16 protein-coding genes are annotated in these 11,724 nt (G+C 60.9%); 8 read left to right on the top strand and 8 right to left on the bottom strand.

The annotated features are described in order from the left end of the window. Positions 1-360: 360 nt before the first annotated feature. From P8H26_RS17685 to trxC, 8 genes are all read right to left on the bottom strand, one after another. Positions 361-924: a cyclopropane-fatty-acyl-phospholipid synthase family protein gene (locus tag P8H26_RS17685; protein WP_238481673.1), complete on the bottom strand. Its 564-nt coding sequence runs from the start codon at positions 922-924 to the stop codon at positions 361-363. A gap of 11 nt (positions 925-935) precedes the next feature. After that, positions 936-1,265, bottom strand: a complete 330-nt coding sequence (locus P8H26_RS17680; protein ID WP_213599381.1) for a thioredoxin family protein — start codon at positions 1,263-1,265, stop codon at positions 936-938. A gap of 105 nt (positions 1,266-1,370) precedes the next feature. Next, on the bottom strand, positions 1,371-2,072 hold the full coding sequence (dsbG, locus tag P8H26_RS17675) for a thiol:disulfide interchange protein DsbG (protein WP_213599379.1): 702 nt from the start codon (positions 2,070-2,072) through the stop codon (positions 1,371-1,373). Positions 2,073-2,265: 193 nt separating this feature from the next. Then, positions 2,266-2,610: a cytochrome b/b6 domain-containing protein gene (locus P8H26_RS17670; protein WP_213599377.1), complete on the bottom strand. Its 345-nt coding sequence runs from the start codon at positions 2,608-2,610 to the stop codon at positions 2,266-2,268. A gap of 33 nt (positions 2,611-2,643) precedes the next feature. After that, positions 2,644-3,108: an MAPEG family protein gene (locus tag P8H26_RS17665; protein ID WP_238481672.1), complete on the bottom strand. Its 465-nt coding sequence runs from the start codon at positions 3,106-3,108 to the stop codon at positions 2,644-2,646. A 23-nt stretch (positions 3,109-3,131) separates the two neighbouring features. After that, positions 3,132-3,500 carry a DUF5368 family protein gene (locus tag P8H26_RS17660; RefSeq protein ID WP_213599375.1) on the bottom strand — a complete coding sequence of 123 codons (369 nt, stop codon included), beginning with the start codon at positions 3,498-3,500 and terminating at the stop codon, positions 3,132-3,134. Positions 3,501-3,512: 12 nt separating this feature from the next. Next, positions 3,513-4,805, bottom strand: a complete 1,293-nt coding sequence (locus P8H26_RS17655; protein WP_213599373.1) for an FAD/NAD(P)-binding oxidoreductase — start codon at positions 4,803-4,805, stop codon at positions 3,513-3,515. Positions 4,806-4,822: 17 nt separating this feature from the next. Then, entirely contained in the window at positions 4,823-5,287 is a 465-nt protein-coding gene (gene trxC / locus P8H26_RS17650; RefSeq protein ID WP_213599371.1) for a thioredoxin TrxC, read from the bottom strand. A gap of 90 nt (positions 5,288-5,377) precedes the next feature. Here trxC and P8H26_RS17645 point away from each other — a divergent pair, with 90 nt between their 5' ends. The 8 genes from P8H26_RS17645 to P8H26_RS17605 all read left to right on the top strand — a co-directional run bounded on the left by P8H26_RS17645 (position 5,378) and on the right by P8H26_RS17605 (position 11,657). Then, a complete protein-coding gene (locus P8H26_RS17645) occupies positions 5,378-5,698 on the top strand; it encodes a helix-turn-helix transcriptional regulator (protein WP_238481671.1) in 321 nt (106 codons plus the stop codon). A gap of 56 nt (positions 5,699-5,754) precedes the next feature. After that, a complete protein-coding gene (locus P8H26_RS17640) occupies positions 5,755-6,960 on the top strand; it encodes an MFS transporter (RefSeq protein WP_289634417.1) in 1,206 nt (401 codons plus the stop codon). Between the two features lie 115 nt (positions 6,961-7,075). Continuing rightward, positions 7,076-7,960, top strand: a complete 885-nt coding sequence (locus P8H26_RS17635; RefSeq protein WP_213599367.1) for an MBL fold metallo-hydrolase — start codon at positions 7,076-7,078, stop codon at positions 7,958-7,960. Further along, entirely contained in the window at positions 7,960-8,274 is a 315-nt protein-coding gene (locus P8H26_RS17630; RefSeq protein ID WP_374708325.1) for an ArsR/SmtB family transcription factor, read from the top strand. Before P8H26_RS17635 ends, P8H26_RS17630 begins: the two co-directional genes overlap by 1 nt. A 115-nt stretch (positions 8,275-8,389) precedes the next feature. Next, positions 8,390-8,611, top strand: a complete 222-nt coding sequence (locus P8H26_RS17625) for a DUF2892 domain-containing protein (RefSeq protein ID WP_213599365.1) — start codon at positions 8,390-8,392, stop codon at positions 8,609-8,611. Continuing rightward, on the top strand, positions 8,608-9,036 hold the full coding sequence (locus P8H26_RS17620) for a YeeE/YedE family protein (protein ID WP_213630863.1): 429 nt from the start codon (positions 8,608-8,610) through the stop codon (positions 9,034-9,036). Before P8H26_RS17625 ends, P8H26_RS17620 begins: the two co-directional genes overlap by 4 nt. Next, a complete protein-coding gene (locus P8H26_RS18125; RefSeq protein ID WP_213599363.1) occupies positions 9,036-9,842 on the top strand; it encodes a DUF6691 family protein in 807 nt (268 codons plus the stop codon). The genes P8H26_RS17620 and P8H26_RS18125 overlap by 1 nt, the downstream gene beginning before the upstream one ends. Positions 9,843-9,926: 84 nt before the next feature. Next, positions 9,927-11,657, top strand: coding sequence for a SulP family inorganic anion transporter (locus P8H26_RS17605; protein WP_213599361.1), 1,731 nt, complete (start codon positions 9,927-9,929; stop codon positions 11,655-11,657). Positions 11,658-11,724: the final 67 nt, after the last annotated feature.

Raw genomic sequence — 11,724 nt, 5'->3', positions numbered from 1 at the left:
TGATGCATGGAAAATTGCGGCCTGTTTCGCCTGAATATCTACGAGCCACGGGCCTTTCCGGTCAGAGAAACTTAACGAGACAACACCATGGGCGGTATTGGACGTGAGGGGGGAGGCGGAGTTGCCGGCGTTGTCGTCTGAGAACGCCGGGTTGTCGCCGAGCAGCCTCCCAGGACCAGCGCAACTGCACCAATAAGAAACCCGCGCCGCCCCAGCGTATTGGGATAACGAATCTGCGTACTCAAAACAGTGTCCTTGCGTCACTTGCTGTGTGCGCAGGACATGGGCGCCACCTTAAGCCAACCTTAAGGGCTGACGGCGGGCCGGCGTGCGACGAGGTCGATAAGGGCCGAAGGCCCGCTATGACCCGCTGCCTTCGTGGATCGTCGCATCATGCTCCTGCAGGTGCAGGATTTCGAAGTCGCCGAATGCTGAGATCAGCAGGTCGCGCGTATACATATTCTCGCGCTGCGGCGGCCCACCTGTGCCAAGCTCCACCTGCTCGGGACGATAGCCGTGCAACAGCAAGAGCCCGCCTGGTCTCAGGGCGCGCTTCATCGCCTCAAAGAGCTGCGCCCGCATTGCCGGGTCCGCGAACTGGATGAAGATCGCGACAACGTAGTCATAGGTCTCGCGTGGCCAGCACCAATCGGCAAGATCGGCTTGTTCAAGCTTGATCTCAACGCCTGATTCACGGGCCAGGCGCGCGCTTTTTTCCAGCGCGACAGATGAGGCGTCGATGGCATGTACCTTGAGACCGAGACCGGCGAGAAACACGCCGTTTCGTCCTTCGCCATCGGCGACCGCAAGGACGCTGCTACCCTTTGCGAAGCGATCGGCTTCACGCTTCAGGAAGGCGCTCGGCTCGCGCCCAAATAGATAGTCCTCGCCGCGATAGCGTTCGTCCCAGCGGTTTACCGTCATCCGTAGTTCCTTCAGATCCCCGAAAACGGCGCCAGGCGCCGGATCAGATTGCGTCTTGAAAACGATCCCAGCGATCGGGTCTGATCGTATTCCGCGCCCGTTGCGGCGTCCACGACGAAGAACGTGGGCGGTCCGCTGGCGCGAAGATGAGCATGAAGCTGGCGATTGGCCTCGTCCATGGCCGTGACGTCCATCTTCAGCAGCGGCACATGTTCAAGATTTCGCCTCACCGTCGGGTGGGAAAGGATTTCGCGCTCGATACGATGGCAGACCGCGCACCAGTCCGCCCTGATGTCCACCAGCGCAAAGCGGTGTCGCCAGCAGCACAGCCGGCGCGGCAAGGCCGCCCGCCAGAAGCGCTCGCCGCGTTAATCGCGCTCGCTTTTCTTCCCTTGTTTGCGCTGTTTCTGGCTGCATCGTTCCTGCCTCTTGTGACTTTCGGCTTGCTAAAGCGGTCCGAACAGCTCCTCGAGCGCCGCCCCGCGCGGAACACCGCTCTGGAATCTCAGCGATCCATCGTCGCTTTTGGCAATCAGCCCCGGAGTGCCGCTGAAGCTGAGCTGACGCATCAGTTCGACATTGGCGTTAAGCTGGACATTACTTTCGTCGGAAATGGTTTCGAGCGGGGCGATCCCGCCTTCGGAATGATGGACTTCGTTGAAGGCCAGGGCAGCTTCCGGGTCCTCTGCTTCGAGGATCGCTGCTGCCTTCGAGGCTGAATCCGCCCGGATCACGCCCACCATGACATGGCGCAACTGCACCCTGCCGGCCTCGACCCAGGGTCGCGCCGAGGTCCATAGTTGATTGCAGAACGGACAATTGGCGTCAGTGAAGACATAGACGATACGCTCGGCATCGGGCCTGCCATCACCGACCCAGCCGGCGGCCTCTAGCGAGTCCCACGCACCCTGTTCAATCGGCTCGCTGACGATGCGACGCAGCTCTTCGTCAGCAACCGGATTGCCCGCTTCGTCGATCAACGTCCCGATCAGAGCATAGCCGGAGTCAGGCATGACGTAGACGGCGAGCGCCTGCGTACCCACGCTGGCAGCGAATGCATCGAGACCGCCGGGCACATCGAGCGGGCCGTGGATGGTGAGCCCCTGGGCTTTCAGGGTATCGAGCACTGGCGCGTCGGTGTTGCTCACAGGACGGCCCCCGGGCTCATCGCTATCGCTACACGCGGAAAGCGCGGAGGCAAGGGCCGCGGTGAGCAGGAGCTTCTTCATGCTTTTTGGTTCAGCCTGGTACGTGGAGTTCATGGTCGGCCGATTGCTCGCTCTCGATCCTTAAGGCAGGCTTAAGGCCGGAACTTCCTCACTCGCGTGCGGTGCCTTGATGTCAGACCATCCGTTTCAGTATCGGGTTTCTCAGGATCAGATGATGGAAAATGACCGCAAGCAGATGAAGGGCTATCAAGGCGATCAGCGGGACCTTCAGCACACCGTGAGCGGTCGCGGCCGCCTCGACACCACCGAACCAGGCCGCCATGTCGATGTCCGGGATGGCGGCGAGCAGGCCATAGAGGCTCCAATGCGCCACCATCCGTAGCAGGGCGGGTTCGTTGTCCGGCGGCGGAGGCGCGGCCCTTTGCGATTTCAGGACGAGTCGCCAGACGACTAGAGCCAGGATCAGCACGCCGCCGGCGACATGCGCCAGAATCAGCGGGTTGAACGAAACCGGCAAGCCATCTGCGGCGGCGTTCCAGGCCTGAGCAATTCAGAACAGTCCGGCGAGCACAATCAGGGAAGAGATCAGGATCACGCCCCAGGTGCCAAGGACGCCGAAGCCGCGAAATGGCTTTTGCAGCGGCGACCCCTCAGACGCGGCCATGCCGATAGGGTGAGCGATGCGCGCAAGCACAAGGACTGCGCCAAGTGCGTGAATTCCCCAGGGATCCAGGCCGGCCATTTCGTTGAATGCGATCAGGATCAGCCCCAACGGCACGTATTCCGCGAAGTTGGCATGGCTCCGGATGCGCAGGATCAGCGAGAATTGCCCGTCATCTCCCATTGCGACTTTGTGGTGCGCACGAGCCTTGACCACCCAGAACGACAGGCCTGTGAAAACCAGACCAAGCAGAGCGGCATAGAACGCCGTCACCTGTGGGAAGACCATCAGGATACCTTTGCTGAACATGAATGATTTGTTGTTTGACCGACGATGGCCCGCCAGGCGGGCCATCGGAAATGCTTACTCGGCCTTAATCAGGCGATTGCCGCCACCCGCCGATTGGAAGCGAAAGCCATGATGATGAACACGGCCGATCCGACCACCCCGCCCGGCACAAGGGCAAAGAGAGCCGCAAACAGGACGTCGATGGGTGCGGCGAGCGCGCCGGCTCCGGCCAAGGTCCAGATTGGAACGAGGAAGGTGAAGATAATCGTGGTCACCAGGCCCGCCCCAAGCGCGGCAACCAGTGGGCGCCGGGCCGGCGTGCCGTTCTTCTGAAGCGTCATGATGCCGGCCACGATCGCGGCGAGAAGCAGGACGGCGAGGACGACGAACCCCCAGAGCCAGCCGCCCATGCTCTCGGAGAGGATGAAATAGATCGTCGTGAGATCAAAATCGCTCATGGTCGCTTCTCCCTATGCGCGCCCGCGCAGCATGGCGCGATAGGCCCCGAGCAGGCCCTTTTCCTCGATCAGCCAGGACACCCACAATTCCTTCAGCGGATCGATGAACGGGAAGGAGGGGATCAGATTGCCGTCATAGTCGAACTCGATCAGCATCGCCTTGCCGATGCCGGTGACCATCGGGCAGGAGGTGTAGCCATTGTAGACCGCCTGCGGTGTCCGGCCGGCTGTTTCGGCGACGAGATTGTCGACGACAACGGGAACCTGCCATTTGACGCTGGCCGCCGTCTTGCCGCGCGGCACTCCGGCTATATCGCCGACGGCAAACACGTTCGGATAGCGCGGGTGACGCAGGGTCGCCCTGTCAGCCTCAATCCAGCCATCGGCGGCAAGCGCGCCGTCCTGCCAAGGCAGGGGGCTTGCCAGCACGGCATCCGGTGCGCGCATCGGCGGGACGACATGGATGAAGTCGTAATCGAGCGTGATATCGCCGCTTTCGGTGGCGTAGGTCGCCTGCTTCGCGCCGGGGTCGATCGCCTTCAGCACATGGCTGTAATTGACGGCGATATCGCGGCCGGCGAACATTTCGGCGACCCTGTCATTGACCGGCACAACGGAAAAGACCGCAGGGTTGTGCGCATTGTAGATCAGTTCGACCGAACCACGGCGACCGCGGCTGCGCGCCTTGTCGTCGGTGATGAAGGTGATTTTGAGGGGAGCGCCGGCACATTTCATCTCGCCGGCAGGACGGCCGAACAGGCCGACGCCGCCAGCGTCGATGAAACCATCGATGACGGCTGCCGAAGCTCTGGCCTGTTCGGGGCCGGCGTAGATCGAGGCGATGCCATCGCGGCCGATCAGGGAAACATCCATGCCCTCGATGGCTTCGTAATTGAGCTTGAGCCCGGTTGCGACCATCAGGAAATCATAGTCGATCCGCTGCCCGGTCGTGGTCACCACGGCGTTGGCTTCGGGATCGAATTCGGCAACTGCGGCCTCCACCCATTCGACGCCGCGCGGCATGTAGTCGACATTTCGCTCCGTCACCTGGGCCGGAGACCAGATCCCGGCGCCGACCAAGGTGAAGCCTGGCTGGAAATGATGTTCCTTCTTGGCGTCGATGATGGTGACGGTCGCGTTGGGCATGGCGCGGCGCAGCCGCGACGCAAGAGCCAATCCCGCTGCGCCTGCACCTGCTATGACGATACGGGCTCTTGAGTTCGACGTTTGAGCCTGCGCGGCTTCCGTACTCAAACCGACTGAGGCAAGAGCTGCCGCTCCCACCAGAAATTGCCGTCTTTCCATATCTCCCTCCCTTGGGGTTAAGTTGTTTTGTGCGCGGCAGGAGCCCCTGAGAGCTGGTCTTTGGCCCATCCAACGATTTGCTGGGTGTTCATGGCTCCGGATACCCGCCCGATCTCGCGGCCACCGGCATAAAGCAGCATGGTCGGGATGCCTCTGATGCCGAGGCGGCCTGCAACGCCGTGGTGCGCCTCCGAATTGAGCTTGAGCAGGCGCATCTGCGGTTCGAGGATGGCGGAAGCGGCCTCGAAGGCCGGTGCCATCATGCGGCAGGGACCGCACCAGGGCGCCCAGACATCGATGAGAACGGGAATGTCGGAACGGGTGGTTTGACGTGCGAACATCTCGGCATCGGCGTCGAGCGGCTTGCCGCTGAACAATGCGTTGCCGCATTTTCCGCACCTGCCCGCCGCCGCGGGCTTGTCCGCAGGCACGCGATTAACCGCGCCGCATCCGGGACAGACGATCTGGTGGTTACCAGACATATGATCGATACTCCGTTGACGGCCCGCCTCCGGCTTGATGGAGGAGGATTTCTGTTGACTAGATATACGAAATAACGTAGATACGCAAGAATGAATAGTAAAGTCGCTATCAACCCCGATGAAATGCGCGCCGCCGTCGATCAGGCGAGCGAACTGATGAAGGCGTTGTCCAACCATCACCGCCTCTTGATCCTTTGCCGCCTGATCGACGGAGAGAAGTCCGTTGGCCAGCTCGCGGAGTTTGTGGGAATTCGTGATTCCACCGTTTCGCAGCATCTCGCTCTGCTGCGCCGTGAAGGCATCATCGCCAACCGCCGCGATGGTCAGACGATCTGGTATCGCATCGAATCCGACATCGCCCGCGAGGTCGTGAGCGTGCTCTACGCTCACTACTGCGAACCCGACACCTGACCTTAACGACCTCAACCCCTCGCGATGCTCTTCGCCAGGGCAAAGCGAGAATGGACATGACCCCGGACAATCAGGCGTTTGCCCGACGCAACATCTATGTGCTCACTGCCGCGCAGGCGCTGGGTGCGGCCAGCCCGCCGATCATTATTTCTCTCGGGGGTCTTGTGGGGCAGCAGCTCTCGTCCGATCCGGCTTTGGTGACGCTGCCGGTCAGCCTCTTCAACCTCGGCCTTGCCGTCGGCACGCTGCCGGCAGCCTTTGTCATGCGCCAGATCGGACGGCGTAACGGCTATCTGCTCGGGACGGGTTTCGGCATGGCGGCGGGGCTCGTGGCGGCATGGGGCATCTTTGCCACTTCATTCGCAATCTTCTGCATCGGCACTTTCATCGCCGGCTTCTACGCCGCCTATGTGCAGAGCTACCGATTCGCGGCGACCGATGCGGCGACCGGTGAACTCAAGGCCAAAGCAATCTCCTGGGTAATGATTGGCGGCCTGATCGCCGCGATCATCGGTCCCCAACTCGTGATCTGGACCCGCGATGCGGTTCCCGGGACACCCTATGTCGGTAGCTTTCTCAGCCAGGCCGCGCTTGCATTGATGGCGGTTCCCATTCTGCTGCTGCTGCGTACGCCAAAGGCAGCAGCAGCCGGGAAAAGCCGCGAGGACACCGGACGGCCGTTGACCCAGATCCTGCTGATGCCACGCTACATGTTGGCCGTCGCCGCCGGCGTCGTCTCCTATGGATTGATGGTGTTCGTGATGACGGCAGCGCCCATCGCCATGGTCGGCCATGGTCATTCGGTCGATCACGCGGCGCTCGGCATCCAGTGGCATGTGCTCGCCATGTTTGCGCCGAGCTTCGTCACCGGCCATCTGATGGCTCGCTTTGGCAAGGAACGCGTGACGGCGTTCGGGCTCCTGCTGATTGCGATTTCGGCCGTCTTCGCTCTCGCCGGATTGCAGCTCGTCCATTTCTACGTGTCGCTGATCCTTCTGGGCGTCGGCTGGAATTTCGGCTTCATCGGCGCGACCGCCATGGTCACGGATTGTCATACTGAGGCCGAGCGCGGAAAGGCGCAGGGAGCCAACGACTTCCTGATCTTCGGGACGGTAGCCGCGGCGTCCTTTTTCGCCGGCGCGCTGCTGCATGCGTCCGGCTGGCAGACGATCAATTGGATGATCTTTCCGGCCGTCGCGCTGATCCTCGTGCCGCTGCTTTGGCAGAGCGCCCGAACCGTGCCCGCGACGCCGGCGGAATAGGCTCACAAGGCAAAACTTATCAATCACAAAATAATGCTTGCGAAAAAATGTAAGCGATATTATGTGAGTGTCAGCCGCTCAGCGGTCGCAAGAAATGAGCAAGAGGAAAAATCCCATGACAACCAAGCCTGAAGTCACTGGCTTCTTCGATCCACGCACCTGGTCGATCCAATATGTCGTCGCCGACCCGGAGACGAAAAAATGCGCCATCGTCGATCCGGTGCTCGACTATGACGAGAAGTCGGCGGCGACCGCCACGACGCATGCCGACAATATTCTCAAGTTCATTGCCGAGAAGGGCTACGAGGTCGAATGGATCCTCGACACGCACCCGCACGCCGATCACTTTTCCGCCGCCGCCTATCTTAAGGACAAGACCGGCGCGCCGACGGCCATCGGCGAGAAGGTCGTCGAGGTCCAGACGCTCTGGAAGGATTTCTACAACTGGCCCGACTTCCCGGCCGATGGCTCGCAGTGGGACAAGCTCTTCGCCGATGGCGAGACCTTCAAAGTGGGCAATATCGACGCGAAGGTGATGTTCTCGCCGGGTCATACGCTGGCTTCGATCACCTACGTAATCGGAGACGCTGCCTTCGTTCACGACACGCTGTTCATGCCCGACAGCGGCACGGCCCGCGCCGACTTCCCTGGTGGCAGTGCGCAGCAATTGTGGGAATCAATTCAGGACATTCTCGCGCTGCCCGACGAGACGCGCATTTTTACCGGCCATGACTATCAGCCGGGCGGCCGCGAACCTTTGTGGGAGTCGACCGTGGCCGAGCAGAAAGCCAGGAATATCCACATGTCGGTTCATAAGACCGAAGCAGAGTTCATTGCCGCACGCGACGCGCGTGACAAGACACTTGCGATGCCCAAGCTGATCCTGCACGCCCTCCAGATCAACACCAATGCGGGACGTCTGCCTGCACCCGAGGAAAACGGTAGGCGCTACCTCAAGATTCCGATGAACCTACTCGAAGGCGCTGCCTGGGACGACTGATGGAAATGATGCTGATCACGGATGAAGCAAGGGAGCTGAGGGGGAAAGTCGGTGAAGCCACTGCGTTCCTTAAGAAGCTCGCCAACCCTGATCGCCTGCTGGTCGCTTGTGCTCTCGTCGAGGGCGAACGGTCGGTGCGCGAACTCGAGGATGGGCTCGGTATCCGCCAGCCAGGTCTTTCGCAACAGCTCGCTGAACTGCGCGAGGCCGGCCTGATTGTCGGACGCAAGGAGGGGAAGCAGGTATTCTACCGGTTGGCCGATCCGCGCGTCGAAACCTTCGTCCACACCATGTATCAGCTGTTCTGCAAATAGGCGGGTGGCGCACCTGTCCGGGGTCTCAATTCTACCTAATATTTTCGTAATTGCGTAGATACATAAATCCGACTATTCTTGCGTTTTTAACCTCTGCTAGCGAAAGAAAACAGCTATGAAACTCAATGTCAGAACCCCGGATCGCATCGCCCGCCTCATCATCGGTGTCCTCCTGCTGGTCGCCCCTTTCGTTACCGGCTGGGCGCTGTTCACCAACCCGCTGTGGACCTGGATCTTCGTCATTGTCGGGCTCGTGCTCGCGGTGACCGGCCTCGTCCGCTTCTGTCCGGCCTATGCACTCTTTAATCTCTCGACATCAAGGACCAAGGATCAATGACAGAATTTACCCCGTGGCTGTCGCTGTTTGGCGGCAGCCTCATCGGCCTCGCCGCAGTGTTGTTAATGGCGTTTCACGGCCGTATTGCCGGTATGACCGGAATCCTTTCCGGCCTTGTGCCGCCCTTCTCTAACGATTGGGGCTGGCGGGCGGCATTCCTTGCCGGAGCCGTCGGCGCGCCGGCGCTGATCGTCGTCATGACCGGCTATGACATTCCCTTTGAAAGCCCCACCCCCGCACCGTGGCTGATTGTCGGGGGGATGATTGTTGGGGCCGGCGTCTATTTCGGTTCGGGCTGCACCTCCGGGCATGGCGTTTGCGGCATGGCGCGTGTTTCGCCCCGCTCGATCGTTGCAACGCTGACTTTCATGGCATCGACTGCCGTCACCGTTTTTATCGTCCGCCACGTCATCGGAGGTTTATAATGGTTCGCGTTCTTTCCGCTCTCATTATCGGACTGGTCTTCGGGTCCGGCATCGCGCTTTCGGGCATGGCTAATCCCGCTAAGGTGCTGAATTTCTTCGACTTCGCGGGAACCTGGGATCCCTCGCTCGCCTTTGTCATGGGGGGCGCGCTGATCGTCACCGCGATTGGTTATGCATTTGTCCTCCGGCGCGAGGCGCCAGTATTTGATCGCATGTTCCACCTGTCCCCGCGCCGGGATCTCGATTTCCCGCTCATTGCCGGCTCGGCCGTATTCGGCATTGGCTGGGGCATCACCGGCTTCTGCCCGGGCGGCGCCATTCCCGCGCTCGGCCTCGGCCATGGTGATGCGTGGCTGTTCGTCGGCTCTATGGTCGGCGGCATCGCTGTCGCGCGCCTTGCGCGACATTCTGCGGCTGCGCGCGACCGCGAAGGCAACCTGAATATGTGGCCATTCAATCTTTTTTGGAAATCCGGAAAAATGAACATCAAGAAGATCGACGACCGATTTGCGACGACGGGTCAGGTTCGTCCTGAGGATGTCGCACAACTCGCCCGGGACGGCTATGTTGCGATCGTGTGTGCAAGGCCCGACAACGAGGAGCCGGGCCAGCCGGCCTTCGCAGCCGTCGCCCGAGAAGCCGAAAAGCACGGGATGAAGGCGATTCATATTCCTGTTGCGGGAGCGCCGTCAGCCGCACAGGTCGATCGTTTTGAAGAAGCTTTGGAGGCTATTGACGGGCCGGTCCTAGGTTATTGCCGCTCCGGTGCCCGCTCTGCGGCGCTCTATTCATTAATCGGGCAGTAGCCCCCCTACTGTCCGATCGGGCGATGTCACTTCCCCCTCTTCGTGACAGCGCCCAACCAGGTTTTCTCACGCTCCAAGCCATTCATGTCAAAAATCTCCCGATATTTCCCGTTCATGCAATGGGTCAAAGCCTATGATGGCACCGTTCTGACCAGCGACTTGCTGGCGGCGGTGATCGTCACCATCATGTTGATCCCGCAGTCGTTGGCTTATGCCATGTTGGCCGGTCTGCCGGCGGAAGTCGGCCTTTACGCGTCGATCCTACCGCTCGTAGCCTATGCGATCTTCGGCACCAGCCGCACGCTGGCGGTCGGGCCGGTCGCCGTGGTCTCGCTGATGACCGCCTCCGCCATCGGCCAGATCGCCGCCAAAGGGACGCTCGACTATCTCACCGCCGCCATTGTCCTGGCGCTGCTTTCGGGCGGCATGCTCGTGGTCATGGGGATCTTCCGTCTCGGTTTCCTTGCCAATTTCCTGTCGCATCCGGTGATTTCGGGTTTTATCACCGCATCCGGCCTGCTGATTGCCGCTGGCCAGCTCCGCCATATCCTCGGCGTGTCAGGCGGCGGGGACACGCTTCCCAATATTCTCCTATCTCTGTCGGGCCAGCTTGGAGCCGTCAATCCGGTCACGCTTGCCATCGGTATCGGCGTCCTGGCTTTCCTGTATTTCGCTCGCAAATATCTCAAACCCCTGCTGGTCGCGATGCGTGTCCCGGCGCGCCTCGCCGACATGATGGCGAAAACCGCGCCAATCCTCGCCGTCGCCGTGACCGTCGCTCTTGCTGCCGGTCTTGACCTGGGCGCGCGCGGCGTCGCGCTCGTCGGCGCTATTCCCCAGGGCCTGCCCGCGTTTGGCGCGCCGGCCCTTTCGCTCGACCTCATCACGGCACTCCTCATGCCGGCCTTCCTGATTTCGGTGGTGGGATTCGTGGAATCGGTTTCCGTGGGCCAGACCCTTGCCGCCAAGCGTCGCCAGCGCATCGATCCCGACCAGGAACTGATCGGGCTGGGCGCCGCCAATATCGCGGCGGGCCTGTCCTCGGGCTACCCCGTCACCGGCGGCTTTGCGCGCTCAGTGGTCAATTTCGACGCCGGGGCTCAAACGCCGGCCGCCGGCGTATTCACCGCTGTCGGTGTCGCACTCGCCGCATTGTTCCTGACGCCTTTACTCGCCAGCCTGCCGCAGGCGACACTTGCAGCGACTATCATCGTCGCCGTACTGTCGCTGGTCGATTTCGGAACGGTGCGCAGGGTCTTTGCCTATTCGAAATCGGACTTCGCCGCCATGGCCGCCACGATCATCGTTACGCTAGGCTGGGGCGTGGAACTGGGTATCGTCGCCGGGGTACTGCTTTCCTTGCTGCTACACCTTTACCGCACCAGCAAGCCGCATACTGCCATTGTCGGACAGGTGCCAGGCACCGAGCACTATCGCAATATGGAGCGGCATTCGGTGCTCACCGATCCCGGACTCTTGTCGATTCGCATTGATGAGAGCCTCTATTTTGCCAATTCGCGCTTTCTTGAGGATACTATCGCTGCTGAGGTTGCGGAACGTCCGGCCGTTGAACAGGTCGTCTTGATGTGCTCTGCGGTTAACGCCATCGATGCATCAGCCCTTGAGAGTCTCGAGGAAATCAATCGCCGCCTTTTCGATGCAGGCATTGGGTTCCATCTCTCGGAGGTGAAAGGTCCGGTCATGGACCGGCTGAAGGGTACGGATTTCCTGAAACATCTCAATGGCCAGATTTTTCTAAGTCAGCATGAAGCTGTGGCCAGCTTGAAAAGGGACTGTCAGGAATTTTGTGCTTGAGGCGCCTTTCATTGGATTATGAAACGCTCGCCGAAGACGACAGCGAACTGTGTTTTTGCCTCGAACT

The sequence above is a fragment of the Pseudochrobactrum sp. sp1633 genome (assembly GCF_030376605.1).
Taxonomy (GTDB): Bacteria; Pseudomonadota; Alphaproteobacteria; order Rhizobiales; family Rhizobiaceae; genus Pseudochrobactrum.
Note: the sequence above shows the minus strand (reverse complement) of the source record. Positions and strands in the feature narration are given on the sequence as shown.

Coding starts and splice junctions, on each gene's coding strand:
- P8H26_RS17605 (WP_213599361.1), top strand. CDS start 9,927: ATGTCAAAAATCTCCCGATATTTCCCGTTCATGCAATGGGTCAAAGCC.
- P8H26_RS17625 (WP_213599365.1), top strand. CDS start 8,390: ATGAAACTCAATGTCAGAACCCCGGATCGCATCGCCCGCCTCATCATC.
- P8H26_RS17630 (WP_374708325.1), top strand. CDS start 7,960: ATGGAAATGATGCTGATCACGGATGAAGCAAGGGAGCTGAGGGGGAAA.
- P8H26_RS17655 (WP_213599373.1), bottom strand. CDS start 4,805: ATGGAAAGACGGCAATTTCTGGTGGGAGCGGCAGCTCTTGCCTCAGTC.
- P8H26_RS17635 (WP_213599367.1), top strand. CDS start 7,076: ATGACAACCAAGCCTGAAGTCACTGGCTTCTTCGATCCACGCACCTGG.
- P8H26_RS17665 (WP_238481672.1), bottom strand. CDS start 3,108: ATGGCCCGCCTGGCGGGCCATCGTCGGTCAAACAACAAATCATTCATG.
- P8H26_RS17660 (WP_213599375.1), bottom strand. CDS start 3,500: ATGAGCGATTTTGATCTCACGACGATCTATTTCATCCTCTCCGAGAGC.
- P8H26_RS17645 (WP_238481671.1), top strand. CDS start 5,378: ATGAATAGTAAAGTCGCTATCAACCCCGATGAAATGCGCGCCGCCGTC.
- trxC (WP_213599371.1), bottom strand. CDS start 5,287: ATGTCTGGTAACCACCAGATCGTCTGTCCCGGATGCGGCGCGGTTAAT.
- P8H26_RS17640 (WP_289634417.1), top strand. CDS start 5,755: ATGACCCCGGACAATCAGGCGTTTGCCCGACGCAACATCTATGTGCTC.
- P8H26_RS17685 (WP_238481673.1), bottom strand. CDS start 924: ATGACGGTAAACCGCTGGGACGAACGCTATCGCGGCGAGGACTATCTA.
- P8H26_RS17620 (WP_213630863.1), top strand. CDS start 8,608: ATGACAGAATTTACCCCGTGGCTGTCGCTGTTTGGCGGCAGCCTCATC.
- P8H26_RS18125 (WP_213599363.1), top strand. CDS start 9,036: ATGGTTCGCGTTCTTTCCGCTCTCATTATCGGACTGGTCTTCGGGTCC.